Genomic DNA, 20,839 nt, shown 5'->3' with positions numbered 1-20,839 from the left:
GCATTATTCTCCTTTAATCAGCAGACCATTGGAAAAGAAATAAAGATAAGATTCCGTAACAGGCTGCTTCCAGATTTCTTCAATCGCATAACGGTAAAGTTCGAGCTGGGTTTTATACCGTTTCCTCAACTTGTCTTCTACTTTCTCTTTTGCAGTTTCTGTAATATGGTCTGTTTTATAATCAAGAATAATCCAGCCATCCTCTGCAGGGAGAATACAATCAATTACACCCTGGATGAGTACTTTTTCGCCCGGATTTTCCTGCCAGTCGGCATACACTTTTTCTGCCGGCAGCATCAGGCTGAAAGGTACTTCTTTAAAGATATGATCTGCATGATAGATGCGCTGTGCCATTTCCGATTCTAAAAAGAAAACAATATCCGCCGTCGATACACTTTCTGCTTCCGGCGCAGTCATCTTCTCTTCCAGAACCAGTTTTTCTATAAATTCCGCGACTTCCTCGTTCGTGAACGGACGTTTCAAAGGAAGATGCTGCATCACCGTATGCAGCGCTGTTCCTTTCTCTGCTGGCGTTAATTTCTTTTCTTCCAGCATAAATCGCGGTCTCTTCGTAATTGGACGAGAGGTGGATTTTGGAATCATTCGTTCATCACTGTACGTATCTTTCTGTTCCTGCTGGCGTTTCAATTCGGTAACCGATTGTTTCGCCCGGGAATGAGCAGCCTGCTGATACGGGTACTGGTAAGAAAGGCGCTGGTCTACCCAGGCAGCTGTTTCTTTATCTTCCAATGTAATCTGCTGCCAATTGCTAATCTGCGTTTTTAAGGCTTCCTGTTTTTCCTGTACTTGATTCTCAAACGAAACAATATCTTTACTCGAATGAATCGTTGCTTTCCACCTGGATGAATCCTGAATAATATCGGATGAAACCTGGCCGCCTATCGCTTCGTTCCGTAAAGCTTCCCCCTGCTGATGTCGGATAAGTGCAGGACCAACCCAATCCAAGTAGGTCTTTGCACCAGTCCGGAAATACGCCGGCAATAGCCAGTCGGCATGATGTGTCAGCCAGGACCAGGCAGTTTTCCGTTTCTCTGCAGAAGGAACCGTTGCTACCATAAACAACTTTTCCTCCGCACGTGTTAAGGCCACGTATAATAAACGAATTTCTTCAGATAACTGTTCGCGTCTTATTTTTTCCCTTATCGCATGATAAAACAAGGTAGGATATTGAATCCGTTTCTCCGGGTCAATATACTTGCTGGCAAACCCTAAATCTTTATGAAGAAGATACTTTTGGTTTAAATCCATCATATTAAAGGCTTTATTCATACCGCCAAGAATAACCACCGGAAATTCTAACCCTTTACTTTTATGGATGGTCATAATCCGGACCACGTCTTCCTGCTCGCTGAGTGCACGCGCAGCCCCTAAATCTTTTTGTTCTTCTTCCATTCTTTCAATAAATCGCAAGAACCGGTATAAACCGCGGAAAGAGGTTTCCTCATAACTTCTTGCCCGATCATACAGAGCCCGTAAATTCGCCTGACGCTGTTTTCCTCCGGGGATGCCGCCGACAAAATCATAATAGCCTGTTTCTCTGTAAATTTGCCAAATCAATTCGGACAGTGCTCCTTGCTGAGCGGATTGTCTGAATTGTTCCAGCATTTCCTGAAACGCTTTTAACTTCTCGGTTACGTCTGTATCTTCTTTTTTCATATACGCCAGCAGCGCATCATAAAAATTGCCGTGCCGGTTCGCTAAGCGGATGGAAGCAAGGTCATTTTCCTGCAGCCCGACCACAGGAGAGCGTAATACGGCAGCCAGCGGGATATCCTGGCGCGGGTTATCGATGATTTTCAGCAAACTAATCATCACTCTGATTTCAATCGCTTCAAAATAACCGGATGTTAATTCAGCATAGGCAGGAATGCCCTGCTTTTTTAGTTCATCCATAATGACAGGAGCCCATGTCATGGAGCGCATTAAAATAACGATATCGCGATACATCAGATTACGGTTCTGTCCATTTCCTTTATCTACCACTTGCATGGGCGTTCCGCTCTCTCCGGTGCCAATCCATTCCTGAATTTTTTGGGCATAAGCACGTGCTTCCAGCTGTGCTTTTTCCAAATCTTCCTCCGATTCTTCCCCTTCCTCTGACTTCTGTTCTGGAGCGGATTCATCAATCAGCAATAATTCCGGATCAGAATCAGAAGGAAAGTCATCGTACACGCGATTACCATAAATCAGTTCGGCATCTTTATCATACGCAATATCCCCGACTGCTTCATCAAAGATTTGACGAAACAAATAGTTTGCAGACGTTAATATATCAGCGCGGCTCCGGAAATTCCGGTTCAGGTCAATACGTTCCGCCGGGTGATCTTTTGCCGCAAATTGTTTATATTTTTCAATGAACAAGGAAGGTTCTGCGTGCCGGAATCCGTAAATGCTTTGTTTGACATCGCCTACCATAAACATATTCCCGTCATCTTCGGGATTACGGACAAACTGCAGAATGCTCTCCTGCACCAGGTTGGTATCCTGATATTCATCAACCAAAACTTCCTTGTATTGTTTTTGCAGCTGCAAAGCAATGGAAGAAGGCTCTGATAAATGCCCTTCTTGATTCGTTTCTGATAAAATATCCAGGCAATAATGTTCCAAATCATTAAAGTCCACAATCGCCTGCTCTTTTTTACGTGTTTGGAAAACATCCATGTAGCGTTCCACCATCGAAGTCATCTGCTTCAGAACCGGCGCCATTTCCTGCATATCTGCAATATGGCCTTCCAGGCTCCGGGCAAACCATTTCTCTTTCATGTTGTCCCATCTGGCTTTGACTTTGTTGCGGAAGGATTTCACCTGTTCCCGTTTTTCCGGATTATCCTCTACTTTTTTTCTGGATAATGCTGCAAATTTCCCTTCATGGACAAATTGATAGAATGCATCCCAGTCTGCTAATTTATCAGCAGCTGCTTCCAGCATCGCTTTATCCTGTTCCAGCGCATCCAGATAATGATAGGGCCCGTCCGGCTCTCGTGCCATGCTTATCGCCAATGCATTTTCCTGTTTCATCGCATTCAACTGGTTAGCGATTTCCTCTTTGACGTCTTGCAGCCAAGGAATGGTCTTTTCTGTCCAGTCTTCTTCTATTTCATAATTCGCAGTCAATTGATGCAGCCACTTTTTTGGAGATGGATGCTGCACTGCAAAATTGGCTGTTCGTAAAATTAATTCTTCCACATCTTTATCACTGCGGTCATTGGAGAAACGATTCACCACTTCAAAAAACTTCTCCTGCTCCGGGTTTGCGTCATCGTACCAATTTTCCAGGAGGTCATCCAGGACCTCCCGCTTAATCATATCCATTTCGATATCATCTGCAATCCGGAAAGAAGGGTCTAAATCTACCATATATGCATTCTTTCGTACAATATCCAGGCAAAAGGAGTGCAATGTTGAAATAGACGCTCTTTGCAGTAAAGACAGCTGTTTTTTTAAATGGAGCGATCCAGGCTTTTCTGCTAATGCCTTTTCTAAAGCAGACCCGACCCTGGTCCGCATCTCCTGGGCAGCAGCATTTGTAAAAGTAACGACTAATAATTCGTCGATATTCATCGGATCTTCTTCTGTTAACAGCTTCTGAATAATACGCTCTACCAGGACAGCTGTTTTACCGGAACCGGCGGCAGCGGCAACGAGCATATCAGATCCGCTCTCGTAAATTGCCCGTTCCTGTTCTTCGGTCCATTTAGCCACGTTTTTCCCCTCCTTTTAACAGATTCATCACTTCTTTTTCTTTCATGTTTTCTATTTTTCTATAATGATTTCCTTCTAAAACCGGATCAAACTGACAAACGGCATGAAACGGACAATACGTGCATGCTTCGGCGTCCTTTTTTTGAAACGGATTAATTTCCACTCCGCCGGAAGTCATATCGAGTCCAGCTTGTTTCAACAATCCATGAATATGATTTTTTAATTGGGCAAAGGTATCTTCATCTGCAATTCTGGAACGCGAGCTAAACGTGCCGTCTTTTTTCAGCCCGGCAGGAATGATATTACTGGTTCCTGTATCTAATGATTCATCCATCATTTTGGCAATTTCTTCATCAGATAAGAGCAACCCTCTCATTTTATAAGATTTAAAGATTTGTGCTTCGATATCACTGTCTGTTGTTTCGTTATCGAGATTAATCATTGGATTATGCACATGGAAATATAGTACCCCTGCCGGATTTGCCTGCTGTCCGAGCCATTTTTCAGAATGGGTCAGCACAACATCCAAATATGTCAGCATTTGCAACGCAAGCCCATAGTAAACCTCCAGCAAATCCAGAGCGCGTGAACTGGATTTATAATCGATAATCCGTAAATATAAATCCTGGTGCAGTTCAGCTTTATCGACACGGTCAATCCTTCCGCGCAGCATCAGCTCATAGCCGTTTTCAAGCGGTAATATAAGCGGCGGCAGCGAACTGTCATTCTCTCCAAAGCTAAGTTCCAAGCCGATCGGGCTGAATTCTGTCTGCCTGGCCTGTTCACTTAATACAAATGCAGCTCTGGCTATAATCTCTTCCAGCTTTTGCTGAATAAATGTATAACGGTTCGAACTGTGCAATATTTGGTGCTGCAAAACAGGAGATAACTTCTGAATTGCACGATGCGCATAATTGGCTGATGTTTCTTTGGTAAGGTGCTTGAAATCGGATTGTTCTTTCTGCACCCAATCTGTGATTAAGCGTAACGCTTCATGAAACAATTGCCCAATATCCGGCGCGTCCAATTTGTACGTTTCCCGTTCCTTTAAATTCAAGCTGTAGCGGGCAAAATGCTGGTACGAGCAACGATAATAAGATTCCAGCCGGCTGACACTGGCCTTGATCTGTTTTGGATACAATTCTTCGGCTGTTTCTTTTTGTAATTGTTCCGGCTGATTTTTATAGAACAGACCTTGTAAGATGCGGTAGGTCATGCTATATTCCGATTGGTTCTTTACATACCAGTTGTAAACAGCAAACCAAGCACGGTCTATGTCATAGCCTCGCTGCAATTTGGCCAATTGTGTTGTCAAAGCGGACCTTGTTTTCGTTTTTGTTGTAATAAATCGCGTCGTATCTGCAGCATCTTCCACATCTTGAAATAATACATGTTCCTGACATGCCGGGAACAAATCCTCGATTCGATGAACCACTTGCGAAGGCACCTTTGCTTTCCCTTCCTCATCACTGATTGGATAACTGATCATCAACTTATCTTTCGCTACTGTTAAAGATAAATAAATATAAAACCAGTCATCCAGCAGCTGCCGTTGTCCATTATCGGCAAGTTTTAAACCATTTTGCTCCAGCAAATCTCTCTCTTCATCATCAATCATTCCGTCAATTTGGGGCTTCATCGGCCATATTCCTTCATTGACACCAAGCAGAAAAGCACAGCGGACATCAGACATCCGCGACCTGTCAATTGTACCCACTAAAACATGATCCATTGTCGGCGGAACATGGGAAAATTCCAATGCTTCCAGCCCGGCATTTATCGAGGTATTAAAAGTGGACATATCCAGTTCTTCATCACCGGCTATTTCTACCATTTCATCCATCAGTTGAATTACGGCATCCCATACTTGCTGCTGTTCTCTTCCTCTTTCAGGGATTCCCTGTTCATCAAAGGCAGCCTGCATTTCTTCCAGTTTTTCAGGAACGCCCAGCGACTCCAGCCACATAAAAATAGCTTCACAGCGTCCTTTGACACTTGCTGCATCTCGGAACTCGGCATCAAATGAACGGAGCGCATCTGTGATTTGATCCCGGTAGCGATTGATTTTTTCCTGCATTTCGCTTTCAAAGCTCGTCTGTGCCGCCTCGTCAAAACCGCGGAATCGTTGATATTTCCACGGTTTATCTGTAAGCCATTGTTTCCGGTATCGAATACCATATTCGATAGTATAGTTCTCCAATTGATCGACCGCGTCATTGGTTAATGGAAATTCCGCATCACTCGCAGGTATAAAACCTGTTTTTAAAACACGGAAAATCGCATCTGACCGCCAGCCATTTTCAATTGCCTCCAGCATCGAACGGATGAGTTCAATTAATGGATGATGCAGCATGGAACGTTTCTGGTCGATAAAGACCGGAATATCGTAATCGCCAAAAATCGTCTCAATTAAATCATCATATACATCCGATTGTCTTACTAGAATGGAAATATCCCGGTAACGGTAACCTTCATCTCTGACAAGCGAGAGAATATTCGAAGCAACACCTTCTACTTCTGCACGGGGATGTACTGCTTCTGCGATTTGAATCGGCGCATCCGCTGTATATTCCGGTGATGGCCGAACATCAAAGTTTTGTTCCAAATGTGCAAAAGAAGGACGATCTTGGAATTGATCCTTTAGCGGGTTTAAATGAACGGGCTGTTCCAGAGAAATACCATTTTCTTCGGCAACTGCTGACAGCTGCTGATAGGTTTGGTTCGTCTGATAAAAAATATCCAATTCATCCGGATTCTCCGTATTGACCGGGTCTGCCGTCAAACCAATATGGACTTGCGCACATTTCTTCATTAATTCTGTAATGACGGAAATCTCCTGCGGTGTAAAACGATGGAATCCGTCAATATAAATATGTGCCCCCTCCAGCGAGCTGGCTTGCGGGATTTTTTCTTTTAATATTTGCAATCTGTCTTCATTATCCATATAAGTATGCTGTAATTGCTTAAGCAGCTGCTCATAAATATAAATAAAATCATCCAGTTTCCGGACTAATCCAGTTTCCGATGGGGACTGGTGCACAAATTGGTTCAATTGGTCTTGCTGTATCCGGAGCGCATCAGGTGTAATTTCGTATCGTTTAAACTCCTGAATCACCGATTCCAACTGATCCAAAAAGCCTTGTTTTTTCATCGCTTTTTGAAAAGCCATCCAGTCTCCGCTTTTTTCAGCAATGATTTTCCGAAGCATCATTTGTGTTCCAACCGAACTGATAAAGGACTTTAATCCGCCCCCTGTTTCTTGCAGAATCCGCCATGCCAGTCGTGAGAAACTGGTAACCTGCGCCCGGATGCTTCCGCTTAAATGTTCCCGGCTAAACAAGGCTGTTTCCAGCTGGAAGGTCATTTGATCCGGAACAATGTAAAAAATAGCTGGCCCTCTCGGATCCGCTTGCAGACGATGTTCTATATCTTCCATCATCCAACCGCTTTTATCTGTACCGGATCTGCCTAAAATAAATCGTACACTCACTCGGACACACTCCTTTATTCGTAATATATGTATTTATCACAGTGTAATTGGCTGGGACTGGGATTATGGCTCCGATTACTCGTCCCATCGAAAACCATTGCGATTACCAATATTGTCAGGTTAATATGACCGCTGCGGCAAAACACTGCGCTCCCCCGTAGCAGTCTCCTTGTTTTTTCACTGCTGGTTACAGCATTTAACAACATAATTAATAATTGATTACTCAACTTTCGCACCAAAGAATAAGCATATAAACCTTGCTGTTTCAGGATAAACATGATTTCTATTATCATGCTTGCTTTTGGTTAGAGCATCCTTCTATTTTTTGAACAAGATATGGTGTATAGCAACCGCTCCGGCCAAGCCCTCCGCTCTGATGGGATGCTACAATGTTTGGGAGAAATAACATCCCGATGAAGTGAGATGAAATAATAGCTTTCATGCACAGAAAGGAATGCTTGCTGAACATTTATATCATGCACCACGAAAAATGTGTTCTGTCTGATCTACTTTTATTTGTTCAGCTATTTCATATATAGAATATCTTACTAGCGGAGGCGGACCGTTTTGACTCCTGAGGGATCAGCACCCTCTGAAGATCCACTTTTGCCAAGCGCTCTTCTTGGCAAAAGTTAGCTGAAGAGCGTGCCCCTAGGCAGACTAAAGTCGCAACGTCCTGTTGCAACGTCTGCACTAGTACGTCCTGTACGTCGGAAAGCAAAACGGTCCGCCGCAGCGGTTCCCTACACCTTACCTTCTCATTCTAGTCAGCAGATGTATATAAAGGAAGTTACTTTTCAAAGTACGAAAGTCGAGTTGATTATGTTAGATAAATTTTAAAGATAGATTTAATTATTCCGCTTATCTAGATGATATTATCCTATTTGATTGAAATAAGAACAAAAGCTTCTATTTTATATTTTAGCAAAAATAGAAGCTTGTTCCTAATAATAGTTATTTATTTTTTAGCTGTTTGCGTGGAGCTTGAGAGGTTATCAGCGCGGCTGTTTAAATAGTTGGTTTACGGGCCAATACGTGATATCCACCTTGCCGACCACTTCCTCCACTGGTATAAATCCGATTGATCTGCTGTCCAGGCTGTCTCCGCGGTTATCTCCCAATACGAACAGTTCATCTTCCGGCACTGTTCTTTCACCAGTTGCCTGAAGCAGTGTAAAATCTTCTGTCAATGGATCAGCGTCTCCTTTTTCCTTTTCTTCTTCCAGAAAATCTTCAGGGATGTATTCCCCATTAACATATAACTTATCGTCTTTATATTCTACGGTTTCCCCCGGGAGTCCGACCACTCGTTTTACATAATCATTTTCTTCTGATGCATGAAATACAATCACATCAAAACGGTGAATATTTGACACCTGATCTGTGAGCGTATTAACCATCATTAAATTACCATCATAGAGTGTTGGTTCCATAGATTTTCCATTAACAACATAGTTTTCAAATAAAAATGTTCGAATGATTAAAAACACAGCGATTAACAGGACAGCTACAATGGAAACTCTGACATAGTTATATTTTTTCACTGTTATTCTTCCTTCGCTTTCGTTTATTATCTATATCATACCCCAAAACGAAGGAATTTAACCTTTTTATCACGGTGTGCCAGCATCTGCTTGTCCTTCAGCAGTTACCGATTCGTTTTTTCCATACCATTACTTCTTCTCGTGTAATGTATAAGACTTATCCGCTTTTTTTTGCAGTCTTTTTTCTAAGTATTTACCGAACATCCAGAAGATGACAATACCTACCCCGACGATTATGGTACGTATCGGATTTTGTGCAAATTCCATGATACTGGAACCAATATAAGAGATGGAAAAAATCATCACTGTCTTCCCTAAAAATACTGCCAATATAAATGGATAGATACTGATTTTGGACAAGCCTGCCACCACGTTAATAACGGCTGAGGGAGAAAATGGGAAGCACAACAATAGAAACAAAGGACCAAACCCATGTCTTTCTACCCAATTCGTTACTCTAGACACTTGCTTGTTATTCCGGATCCATGTCAACAATCTTGTGTTGCCCAGCCGGCGTATGAGAAGGAAAACCAGAATAGCGCCTATACTGGCACCGATCCAAGAATACAAGAAGCCTTCAAACAATCCATAAGCAGCGGCATTTCCAAGTACAAATACAATAAGCGGCAAAAATGGTAAAAATGCTTCAAAAAATGGCAACGCAATACCCGGTAAAGGACCGAGTCCTTCATATTGCTCCAGCAGCTGAAGAATAAAATCCTCCCAGCCCTGTTCTCTTAAAAAAGTTCGCCAATTTGAAAAGGTAATATTCATTACATACATAAGGTCAGTCTCCCTCAAAATTCCAACAATCTTATGATGATTATATGCTACTGCTGTTTGTTTGAAAAGTATAAACTTCTCTGCTGAAAACTCAAATAATCACCAGGGTACATTAATTTTAAATATACAAAGAGAAGTTTTTAGTATGATTAATATAGGTATATAAATGGATGCAGTAACTATATTATTAACCGATTTCGATCCATGTAGTCGTATGATTTATGTTTGCGGTATCTTTGGAAGGAAATAAGAGGAAAAATCTAAGGTTTACATTTTATTGAATACCCTTACATAACAGTGCAATCGTTCTTTTAAAATGTCTTTCCCCGTTCGTCCATAATATAGCGGATATGGGCTGTCCGTTGTATTTGATTGATAATTGTACCGTGGGAAACATCTAAACTGATTTTCCGCCCATTTTTAAATAAAATCTCTGTACATGCTTTGTCTATTTTTCTTGAATTATCTATATGCGTATGCGAAATCCAGGAGCAGCTCGCTTGTAGCGGCGATTTCGTTGGAAAGAAATACATTCTGTTTCTCGGATCGATTGGTATCGGTGTCTTATACTGGAAACCAGAAACACTTTTTATTCCATTTTGTCTGCCTTTTAAGTCAGACCCGAAATAAGCGCATGCATATTCAATCACTTTTGTCGGTTTTCCTTGCAGTACATATTCCGTATCGTCTTCTAAAACTCTGGTAACAGTTTTTCCATTATCATCCTTTTCAGATAATATTGCCAATGTATATGGCGTAATTTCTTTCATATTCATTTCTTTATTCCTCCTTATTCCCTAGTGATTAGGTGAGTTTAGAATTATTATAGCAGTAAAGTAAGCAAAAAGATACATTTATTTTTAAAATTTTAAATAATTTTAAATAAACAGATGATAATTACCCTTTAAATATACTTATTAAGCCCCATAAAAAAACTTCATTTTGAGATTTTTTTCCTCCTCTCAAAATGAAGTTTCACTTTATTATGATGTTTTAAATGTTTTCAAAATTAATAAAGCAATTCTAAAAACTCGTCTGCCGTAATCCGGCCAAGATAGTGGGACACGTCCACCTGGTCTACTGCTTCTTTCACAGCATCGCGGTTATGACGGATGCCTGTCAGTGCATCTTCCAATTCTTTGATATCCCCCATTCCAAAAAAGTCGCCATAAATCGTGCAGTTCTCGATCATACCTTTTTTCACATCTAAACGGACATCAACAAGCCCGCCGGGGAACTTCTTGGATTCCTGATAGTTAAATGATGGCGATTTTCCATAGTTCCATTCCCATTGCTGGTATCTTTTTTTGGAAATGTCATGGATCCTTTCCCAATCTTCCTCTGTCAGCACATATTGCGGTACGTCATTCACATCTTCCACTTCAAAGATATACCGTAAAATTAATTCCTTAAACTCATCCATAGATATCGGATTGTCAAGATACTCCGCAATATTTGCGACACGGCTGCGGATAGATTTAATGCCTTTGGATTCAATTTTAATATCTTTCACTTTTAATGCTTTTGTTAATTCTTCCAACTGGGAATCCAACATTAACGTTCCATGGCTAAACATGCGCCCGCGAGTAGAAAACATCGCATTGCCGGAAATTTTTCTGCCTTCAACGGCTAAATCATTTCTGCCTTGTAATTCTGCCGGAACATCAATATTATTGAGCGCATCAACTACCGGCTGAGTAAATTTAGCAAAGTTTTGAAAACTATTTCCATCATCCTTAGTGATAAAACTGAAATTTAAATTCTGTTCATCATGATAGACGGCACCGCCCCCGGAAAGACGCCTCACCACTTTAATCCCTTGCTCATCCACGTAATCTGTATTAATTTCCTCAATCGTGTTTTGGTTCCGCCCGATAATAATGGAAGGACCATTTACATAAAATAATAGATATGTATCTTTCTCACCAAAATTCTCCAGAATATACTCTTCAATTGCCAAGTTAATCCTAGGATCTGTAATCCCTTTATTATCAATAAATTTCAACTTTATTCCTCCCTTTTTTCATTAATTTTATTCTAACGTATAAATAATAGTAAATCAAAATATCTACCTAGGAAGCCTCTGTCTTCAGAAACTCCAAAACAGTTTACAGAGGGACAACTCTTCACTATCTAACTGAACACAGCAGCAATTTTAGGTACTGCTGCTCGTTTGAACCTATAGCGCCTGTCCCTCCGTTAAGGGTTATTTCCACACATATCCTTCTTCTGCCAAGACAATGGGTCCTGCGTAAATCTGTTTCGCTTCTTCTCTCAACTGTTCTAGTACACCAAATTGCGGCAAGTGACTGAGTACCAGCTGTCCTACATTAGCACCTTTTGCGATACGGGCTGCTTCTTCACTGTTCATATGTCCTGCAGCTGTTCCATCCTGTCCTTTAAAATAATTGCAATCTGTTATAAGCAGATCCGCATCCTTAGCAAATGGAATCCACGTTTCTGTATAACTGCTGTCAGCCGTATATACAATCGTTTTGTCACCATCTGTAATACGCATTCCAAAGCAAGGAACCGGATGCGCCGTTCTTAAAAATGTAATGTCAAAAGGTCCTGCTTGCAGCCTTTCTTCAGGGTGATAAGGTATTCCTTCTGTATATTGATGGGATAAGGATGCATATCCCTTTTCATCTTCCGTGTGCCCATATATTTTTACTTTCTGTTCACGCTGATGCACATAATAATCCGTCAATTTAGCATATTGTAATACACCAATATCCGCCACATGATCATGGTGATAATGAGATAAAATCACAGCATCTATATCCGGTACAGAAACATAATTTTGCAGTTTGGACAACGCACCGCTTCCCATATCTATCACCAATTTATAATTATCTTTTTCTAATAAATAACTGGAAGTAGCGCCATCCTTATTCGGATAACCGCCCCAAAAGCCCACAATCGTTAATTTCATCGAAAAACAGCTCCTTTTTTTATTTTTTTAAAAATTGTATCAATACAGTGTTGACATCGATATACTGTTATAGTACAATACTTTATAAATCAATAAATAATTCAAGGAGGAATAGAAATGACCGGAATTATCGAATTCTTTAAAAGTTTGCCAAAAAAGAAATGTGCTAAATGTGGAAATGCAATGGTACACGAAAAAGCTGATTGTTATGGCAATGTTTGTGACGAATGTGATTATCCAGGGCGTTAATATCTGTTCCACAATTAACCGTAATTGCCCTGTTTAATGAAATAAGAATCCCATAACTTTAATCCTTCTCCTGAATAGCCTTCTATGCGGCTATTCTTTTTTTTGTTTGAAAAGAAGAAACTTTTTCCTTTCAAATCCTGTCCTTATCTTATTCCTTGTATTATAATTAATTAGATAATCGAATTAATTGATGAAGTATTGCTACAGCTTTATTTTCTTTTATATGCAGCGATATTTCAAGTATTTGAGGAGGATTGATGGATGATGTCAGAGACATATCGGAAAGATGTACCCACGGAACAAACATGGGATTTAACAGACCTTTTTCCGGATAAAGCGAGTTGGGAGAAAGCGTTAAAAGAAATTGTAGAAGAAGCTGATCAAATCATAGCATTTAAAGGAAAGCTTTCTAAAAACGCTAACACTTTATTGGAAGCATTAAAGACCGCTGAAGGTTACCAGCAAAAAGTGATCCGAGTTGCCGTGTATGCGAATCTATTAGTCAGTGCAGATGGAAGCGATCCGGCTAATCAAGGAGCAGCAGCAAAAAGCAGTACAACGCTTGCGGCCATCGGCTCAAAAATCTCCTTTTTTGAAACCGAACTGCTGGAGCTTTCTTCATCTGATGTAACACAGTTTATAAAAGATGAACCGGAACTGGAGACGTACCATAAATATATCATGGACATTCTCGAGAAGAAAGAACATATCCTTTCGCCCGAGGTGGAAGAAACGCTCTCTGCATTAGGCGAAGTCTTAGATGCTCCTTATAATGTTTTTTCCCGCAGCAAGCAGTCGGATATGCAATTTGAATCTGTAACAGATGGTCAGGGAAACACCTTGCCGATGAGCGAGCCGCTTTACGAAGAAAGTTATGAGTATTCAGAGGACACCGTACTGAGGCGAAATGCATACGATTCTTTTGTAAATACATTCGAACAATATAAAAATACGTATGCTGCAACCTATGCTGCCGAAGTGACGAAACAGGTCCAGCTTTCCAAATTACGAAAATATGATTCTGTTACTGACATGCTGCTAGCGCCACAGCAAGTTACAAAAGAAATGTATCATAACCAATTAGATGTGATTCAGGAAAAATTGGCAACACATATGCAAAAATATGCCAGATTACTGAAAGAACAACTCGGTTTAGATGCGTTACGTTTTTGCGACTTAAAAGCGCCTCTGGATCCATCATTCAACCCGAACACATCTTATGAAGAAGCTTCCCAGACCATTTTAAATGCATTGGATGTAATGGGATCAGAATATATCGAAGGAATGCAAAAAGCATTAACCGAACGCTGGGTAGACCGTGCTGAAAATGTTGGCAAAGCAAGCGGGGCATTTTGCTCAAGCCCTTATGGCGTCCATCCATATATCCTTGTAACCTGGGCGGATAAAATGCGAAATGCGTTTATTCTGGCGCACGAATTGGGACATGCAGGTCATTTCTACCTGGCCGGCAAACACCAGACTCTGTTTAACACACGGCCTTCCACTTATTTTATTGAAGCACCATCCACGTTAAATGAACTGCTGCTTGCCGATCATTTAATGCATACAAATCAAAATGACCCGCGAATGAAACGCTGGATTATTACACAATTATTAGGAACCTATTATCATAATTTTGTTACCCATCTGCTGGAAGGCGCCTTTCAACGCAAGATTTATGCATTAGCGGAAGAAGGCACTCCTTTAACTGCGGATGTATTATGCCGGGAAAAACGACATGTACTCGAATCTTTCTGGGGAGATACCGTCACGTTTGATGATGGTGCCGGTTTGACCTGGATGCGGCAGCCGCATTACTATATGGGGCTATACCCATATACGTACTCTGCAGGGTTAACCGTTTCTACCACGATGGCCAAGCGTATACGGGAAGAAGGACAGCCGGCTGTGGATGACTGGTTAAACGTATTAAAAACAGGCGGTGCCAAGCGTCCGCAGGATTTGATTAAAGATGCGGGCATTGACATGTCTAATCCAAAAAATATTGAAATTGCAGTTGATTATGTCGGTTCATTAATTGACGAATTAGCAGACAGTTATTCAGAATAATAAAAGATAACATCTAAAAGCCAGCCGGTTAACTTTCCGGTCTGGCTTTTAATATGGGATGATTGCATATATTATCACTGAATCTAAATTCGATGATGACACCTGTTCTACTCCTTTACATTTTATATACTTCAAGAGTATAAAATGTGTGAACTACTATTAGCTTTGTCCAAACTCCTTTTCTGAAATGACGTATATTGATTGAGAAAGGAGTGATAAAGCAATGTATTACTACGACCCATGTAATGACCCATGTAAAAAGAAACACGATGATCACTGTAAATGTCACTGTCACAAAAAGAAAGACGAAGACCATTCTAAATGCTGCTGCAAAAAGAAAAAGCATGATCATAATTGGTGTAAAAAAGATGACAATCATGATAAATGTCAAAAAAGTTATTACAGAAGCCGCTACAAGAAAAAATGTTGTCCTTGCTGTCACAGGTATTATTAAAAAAGACATGGTAATGCCTAAAAGGTAGAGCTTTCATCACACGTATAACCGGCTGTATTAAGTTCGGTATTGGACTTCCCTCAATGCAGCCGGTTATTTAAAAATATCCGCGAGAGATTTATGTTCCAATCGAACGTTTAATATAAAAATACGAAATTTAATGTCTTTACATCTAACTTTATAAATAATAACTGCTTCCGTTTTCCCATTCTTCTCTTAACATTCCATACACTTCCCTGTCATGAAAAGTGTCTCTTATCCGTTCATCCGCCCTGATTGTCCCTTCATGCTTAAATTCCAATCTTTTAGGAACTGCTGCACTTTTTATATTTTTTACAGCTGTTTTAATCTCTACTTTATTTAGTTCCAGTTCATGAAATGCATAATTCACCATTGCAGCACAGGTTTGTGTCATAATTCCTTTATTTGTATATGCCTCGCCTAACCAATATCCGATTTCTGTTTTCTTTACATTCCAATCAAAATACAGAAAACCGATGCAGCCGGCTAATTTCTCTTTATACCAGATCCCTGCCCAAAAACCTTCTTTGTTCACAAAACGAAATAAAGACTTTTTAATAAATGATTTAGAATCTTCAACATGATTGGTTGCGGACGGAAAACTTAACCAGTTACTTAAAAAAGCTTTGTTAGCGGTTACCAAATTAAATAAGATTTCAGCATCATTTTCCTCCAGCAAGGAAAGCATGATGTTTGGATTCACCTGTTTATATAGCATGATTTCTCCCCTCTCTTTTATCTGTACCAGGAGTAAAATTATCGACGCAGTCTCGAATACTTCTTTATGGAAAATGCATGTATTTTCTTTATTCTATCATTCATTTAGTTATTTCCATAAAAAAACAATGATAGAATGCTAGTATCTCTGAAAATTTATGATTGTTCATCAACCCTTGAAGAAATGGAGCTTTTTTTCTTCATACCATCTATACGGCATTACCATAACTATGTTAATATTCACTCAACTTTCGCACCTAACGATAAGCATATAAACCTTGCTTTTCTTAAGAGCATCCTTCTATTTTTTGAACAGGATAGGCTGTATAGCTCCCGCTCCGGCCAACCACTACGCTTTCCATGGGGACGGCTTCAGCTGACTTGAAAAGAAGACCGCTTTTCAAGTGGATCTTCAGCTCACCCTGTTCCCATTGGAGTCTACGTGGTTGGCCTGCGCTCTAATAGGATACTACAGCGTTTGGAAGAAATAATATCTTGATGAAGTTAGATGAAATAATTACTTTTTAGACTAAATAAACAATTATTCTAGTGTAGCAGTTCAAATTATGACAGCATGTATCATCCATATCGAGCATAGCTTGCATGCACAGAAAGGAATGCTTGCTGAACATTTTTACCATGCACGACGAAAAATGTATTCTGTCTGATCTATTTTTATTTGTTCAGCTATTTCATGTTTAGAACATCCCACTATCGGAGGCGGATCGGCAGCTTTTCACCTTACCTGCTAACCTTTATCAATAGATGTATAGAAGAAAAGACCAACCTTGTTCCTATGGTAAGGAAGTTGCTTTTTAATTAATTATTTAAACTATCAAATAATCGGGATATCGCTCATATACAAAATATTTATCATGGAAAACCATCCGTAAAACTCCCTCTGAATGAAGTTTCATTTTATATTTTTGCCATTATAATTTTTTGTTTAAAGTATCTAAAAAGAAGTTCAGAAAATGTGGATTATATTTTAGGGGCACTGGCCATTTAAATATTCTATAATATCTTCACAGATGAAAAAATCCATTTAACAAAAGAATATGAAACATAAGTAAAACTCCCGATTCGCAAAGCAAGCGAACCGAGAGTTAGTTTTCTTATGTCAATGCTTCCAATGCCAGATCAGCACCTTTTTGGCCATGCTCAATGCAATCCGGAAGTCCGGTGCCATCATAGGAGCTTCCTATTAATTCCAAGTTTGGAAGATTGGCAGCAACATAATCGCGTACGCGACGGACAAGTTCCAAATGACCTGTATGGTATTGCGGTCTGGCATCAATAAATCGGGTCACCTCATAAAATAAAGGCTGCCCTTTTACTTTCATGACTTTATTTAAATCTTTTAATACCGTATCTACGAGTGTTTGATCGGATGCCTTTACAATATCCTGATCACTAGGTTTCCCGACATAACAGCGTAATAAAGCTTTGCCGGCCGGAGCCGTTCCTTCCCATTTACGGTGGGCCCATGTGCAGGCGGTAATCCGGTAATTGCTGTTTCTCGTCACTAAAAACCCAGTGCCGTCCAGGTCACGTTTGATTTGTTTTTCATCAAAAGCAAGAACAACATTGGCAGTTGATGTTGCCGGAATATTATATAATTCCTGCAGCGGCTGATGCTTGCTTAACATTCCCGGAACCTGCGTATGCGGGACAGCGGATAAAACAAAATCAGCCGTTAAAACCTCGCCGGAATCCAGCAGAAGATGATAACCCGCTTCTTTTTTCTCCATATGATTTACTTTATTCCCGCGGATAATTTCCACAGAATCAAGGCTTGCTTCCAATGCATGAACAAGCGTCTGCAATCCATTGGTAAACGAGAAAAATTGTCCTTGAGCAGGTTTCGCCTTTTTGTTTTTCGCAGGCTTTGGCATTGTTTTATTAAGACCTTTCATCACACTGCCATATTCCTGTTCCATTTCCCCGAACACAGGATAAATCGCCTGCAGACTCATTTGATCAAGGTCGCCGGAGTGAATGCCGGACAAGAGCGGATCAATCTGATTATCGACGATTTGATCTCCGAAACGGCGCCGCATAAAATGTCCTAACGATTCATCTTCCTTACTTTTCTTCTTCGGTTTTACTAAATCCATTAAACCGCGAAGCTTTCCGGATAACGTAAAGGAATTGGAGCGCAAAAGCGGACCTACTTCTTTTGGAACGCCCATATAAGCACCCTTTGGCATTTTATGCAGACGATCTTTAATCAGCATAAAGGACTGACCGGTCGAATTTCGTTTTACTTGATCGGAAATACCTAATTCTTCCGCCAATGCCATTGCTGCCGGTTTACGTGCTAAAAGCGAATCTGGTCCTTTTTCAATCGTAAAGCCATCTTTTTTAACTGTATGAATGCGTCCGCCTAATCGATCCGAGCCTTCTACTAATGTGATATCGATTGGAAGTTTTGCTGCTTTTACTTTTTTTTGAAGATGATAGGCGGCAGATAACCCTGTTATACCGCCGCCTACAATAACTACATTTTTTCTATCCATTACGAATCACGCTTTACTTTTTTTAATACCACATTTGCCAGCGTTTCAATAAATTCCGGTTTCGCATTTGGCATTTCCGGACGATAATAACTTGCGCCAATCTCATCACAAACGACTTTACATTCGTAATCATTATCATATAGAACTTCAAGGTGATCTGCCACAAAGCCGACTGGTGTATATATAAACGCTTTGTATCCTTCTTTGTTATACAATTCACGAGTTAAATCCTGTACATCCGGTCCAAGCCAAGGATCTGGCGTGTTTCCTTCACTTTGCCAGCCTACTGCATAATTTTTCACATCTGCAGCTTCCGCAATCAGTTGCGCTGTTTCCTCTAATTGCTGTTTATATGGATCGCCGTTTTGAAGAATTTTCTCCGGCAGACTGTGCGCAGATACGATTAATACTGCATTTTCTTTTTCTTCTGCAGGCATTTTTGCAAACGTATCTTGCACACCTTTTGCCCAGAAGTTAATAAACCCTGGTTCAGTATACCAATCTTGGACGGATTCAATACGAATGCCATGTTTTTCAGCTGTACTGTTTGCACGTTCATTATAGGATTTTACGCTGAATGTAGAATAATGCGGTGCTAAAACAATGGAAACTGCTTCTTCAATGCCGTCTTTTGCCATTTCTTCTACAGCATCCTCAATAAATGGTTCAATATGCTTTAAACCGATATATGCTTTAAATTCATATTCATCTTGTACTTCATTCAATTTGCTTTCTAAAGCAAAAGTTTGTTCTTTGGTTATTTTGGCTAAAGGAGAGATGCCGCCAATTGCTTCATAACGATCCTTTAAATCTTGCAGTGCTTCCGGATCCGGCTTTCTGCCATGACGTATATGCGTGTAATATGGTTCAATATCTTCTTCTTTATATGGCGTACCGTATGCCATTACTAATAATCCTAATTTCTTTTTTTCCATTTCCAATACACCTCGTTACATTTTGTTGTTCAAAAGTTAGAAAGTATACGTATGATACGCCTGCTTTCAGGACAGAATGCAGCGTCCGAATCCAATAAAAAGGATTCGGATTTGCCTTCATTTAATATTGTTTTGAATAAGTGTGCACAAGTTCCGTCAATCGTTTTAAGGTTTCCGGCTCAATATCCGGTGTCACACCATGACCAAGATTAAAGACATATCCTTCTGTATGCATTCCCTGATCAAGAATCGCTTTCGTTCTTTTTTCAATAGTTTCCCAATCGCTGAGCAAAATAGCAGGATCCAGATTTCCTTGTAATGTTTTCGTGATACCCATTTTTCTGGCTTCATTGACAGAAGTACGCCAATCCAGCCCAATGACGTCAACAGGCAAGTCATTCCACTCAATCAGCAGATGGCGTGCCCCTACCCCAAAGGTAATAAGCGGAACATCATATTTTTTTAAGGCCGCAAAAATATCCGTCATAACCGGTTTAATAAAATAACGATAATCTTCCGCACTTAAAGCACCGACCCAGGAATCAAAGATTTGAATTGCGCTTGCACCGGCTTTTATCTGTGCTTCAACATAACGAATAATCATGTTCGCTAACTTATCCATTAATGCAAACCAGGTTTTCGGCTCCCGGTACATCAAAGCTTTTGTTTTCGTATAATTTTTAGAAGGTCCGCCTTCTATCATGTAGCTTGCCAGCGTAAACGGTGCTCCGGAAAAGCCGATTAAAGGGACATCCAACTGTTCTTCCACCAGTAAACGGATGGTATCCAGTACATATGGTGTGTCCGTTTCCGGATGAATCTCACCAAGGTTTTCGATATCCTGCATCGTACGAATCGGATCGTCAATCACGGGACCAATCCCGCTTTTAATTTCCACATCGACACCAATAGCAGGGAGCGGCGTCATAATATCTTTATAAAGAATCGCCGCATCCACGCCATAATTTTCGACCGGAAGCCTAGTAACATAAGCACATAACTCCGGTTGATGGGTAATTTCAAAAAGCGAATACTTTTCTTTTAATGCCCGGTATTCGGGTTGTGATCTGCCGGCCTGGCGCATAAACCAGGCTGGTGTATAGTTTGTTTTGTTTCCGCGATAAGCGTCTAAAATAGTCGTGTTTTTTACTTTTGCCATACAACGTTCATCCTCTTATATTCTTATTCCACCTCCAACTATACCGATTTATCACGTATCTGTATAGAGATGGGAACTGTTTGTCATCAAATTGTCTCATTTTATAATTATTCTAAGAAAAACCGGGCAAACCCCGCCCGGTCCTTTTCTTTCTATCCAAATTAGAGAACATCTGATAATTTGTATTCCTGTCCATGGATGCCATTATAATATTCTGGATACATTTCTCCTCCGCAATTT

Annotated in this window: 14 protein-coding genes; 3 read left to right on the top strand and 11 right to left on the bottom strand. The window is 40.4% G+C overall.

The annotated features are described in order from the left end of the window. Positions 1–3 precede the first annotated feature (3 nt). The 7 genes from addA to ACFQ19_RS17855 form a co-directional block, all read right to left on the bottom strand. A complete protein-coding gene (addA, locus tag ACFQ19_RS17885; protein WP_379594046.1) occupies positions 4–3,723 on the bottom strand; it encodes a helicase-exonuclease AddAB subunit AddA in 3,720 nt (1,239 codons plus the stop codon). Then, entirely contained in the window at positions 3,716–7,213 is a 3,498-nt protein-coding gene (gene addB, locus ACFQ19_RS17880) for a helicase-exonuclease AddAB subunit AddB (RefSeq protein WP_379594045.1), read from the bottom strand. Before addB ends, addA begins: the two co-directional genes overlap by 8 nt. Positions 7,214–8,208: 995 nt before the next feature. Further along, positions 8,209–8,757, bottom strand: a complete 549-nt coding sequence (gene lepB / locus ACFQ19_RS17875) for a signal peptidase I (protein ID WP_379594044.1) — start codon at positions 8,755–8,757, stop codon at positions 8,209–8,211. A gap of 129 nt (positions 8,758–8,886) precedes the next feature. Continuing rightward, positions 8,887–9,540: a TVP38/TMEM64 family protein gene (locus ACFQ19_RS17870; RefSeq protein WP_379594042.1), complete on the bottom strand. Its 654-nt coding sequence runs from the start codon at positions 9,538–9,540 to the stop codon at positions 8,887–8,889. Between the two features lie 311 nt (positions 9,541–9,851). Continuing rightward, positions 9,852–10,316, bottom strand: coding sequence for a competence protein ComK (locus tag ACFQ19_RS17865; protein WP_379594040.1), 465 nt, complete (start codon positions 10,314–10,316; stop codon positions 9,852–9,854). A gap of 233 nt (positions 10,317–10,549) precedes the next feature. Beyond that, the gene (locus ACFQ19_RS17860) at positions 10,550–11,545 is read right to left on the bottom strand and encodes a lipoate--protein ligase (protein ID WP_379594039.1); all 996 of its coding nucleotides are present in this window, start codon (positions 11,543–11,545) and stop codon (positions 10,550–10,552) included. Positions 11,546–11,746: 201 nt separating this feature from the next. Then, positions 11,747–12,475, bottom strand: coding sequence for an MBL fold metallo-hydrolase (locus ACFQ19_RS17855; protein WP_379594038.1), 729 nt, complete (start codon positions 12,473–12,475; stop codon positions 11,747–11,749). 117 nt (positions 12,476–12,592) lie between these two features. On the opposite strand from ACFQ19_RS17855, the gene yhfH reads away from it, so the two are divergent. The 3 genes from yhfH to ACFQ19_RS17840 all read left to right on the top strand — a co-directional run bounded on the left by yhfH (position 12,593) and on the right by ACFQ19_RS17840 (position 15,276). Beyond that, the gene (yhfH, locus tag ACFQ19_RS17850) at positions 12,593–12,724 is read left to right on the top strand and encodes a protein YhfH (protein WP_379594037.1); all 132 of its coding nucleotides are present in this window, start codon (positions 12,593–12,595) and stop codon (positions 12,722–12,724) included. Between the two features lie 261 nt (positions 12,725–12,985). After that, on the top strand, positions 12,986–14,794 hold the full coding sequence (gene pepF / locus ACFQ19_RS17845; RefSeq protein ID WP_379594036.1) for an oligoendopeptidase F: 1,809 nt from the start codon (positions 12,986–12,988) through the stop codon (positions 14,792–14,794). A 269-nt stretch (positions 14,795–15,063) separates the two neighbouring features. After that, on the top strand, positions 15,064–15,276 hold the full coding sequence (locus ACFQ19_RS17840; RefSeq protein ID WP_379594035.1) for a hypothetical protein: 213 nt from the start codon (positions 15,064–15,066) through the stop codon (positions 15,274–15,276). A gap of 150 nt (positions 15,277–15,426) precedes the next feature. On the opposite strand, the gene ACFQ19_RS17835 is transcribed toward ACFQ19_RS17840, so the two are convergent. From ACFQ19_RS17835 to hemE, 4 genes are all read right to left on the bottom strand, one after another. Then, positions 15,427–15,987 carry a GNAT family N-acetyltransferase gene (locus ACFQ19_RS17835; RefSeq protein WP_379594034.1) on the bottom strand — a complete coding sequence of 187 codons (561 nt, stop codon included), beginning with the start codon at positions 15,985–15,987 and terminating at the stop codon, positions 15,427–15,429. Positions 15,988–17,101: 1,114 nt separating this feature from the next. After that, entirely contained in the window at positions 17,102–18,505 is a 1,404-nt protein-coding gene (hemY, locus tag ACFQ19_RS17830) for a protoporphyrinogen oxidase (protein ID WP_379594033.1), read from the bottom strand. Continuing rightward, the gene (gene hemH / locus ACFQ19_RS17825) at positions 18,505–19,440 is read right to left on the bottom strand and encodes a ferrochelatase (RefSeq protein WP_379594032.1); all 936 of its coding nucleotides are present in this window, start codon (positions 19,438–19,440) and stop codon (positions 18,505–18,507) included. The genes hemY and hemH overlap by 1 nt, the downstream gene beginning before the upstream one ends. A 121-nt stretch (positions 19,441–19,561) precedes the next feature. Continuing rightward, positions 19,562–20,599 carry a uroporphyrinogen decarboxylase gene (gene hemE / locus ACFQ19_RS17820; RefSeq protein ID WP_379594031.1) on the bottom strand — a complete coding sequence of 346 codons (1,038 nt, stop codon included), beginning with the start codon at positions 20,597–20,599 and terminating at the stop codon, positions 19,562–19,564. Between the last annotated feature and the right edge of the window lie 240 nt (positions 20,600–20,839).

The sequence above is a fragment of the Oceanobacillus locisalsi genome, from assembly GCF_042675985.1.
Classification (GTDB): domain Bacteria; phylum Bacillota; class Bacilli; order Bacillales; family Amphibacillaceae; genus Oceanobacillus; species Oceanobacillus locisalsi.
This window is presented reverse-complemented; position numbering and strand designations above follow the sequence as displayed.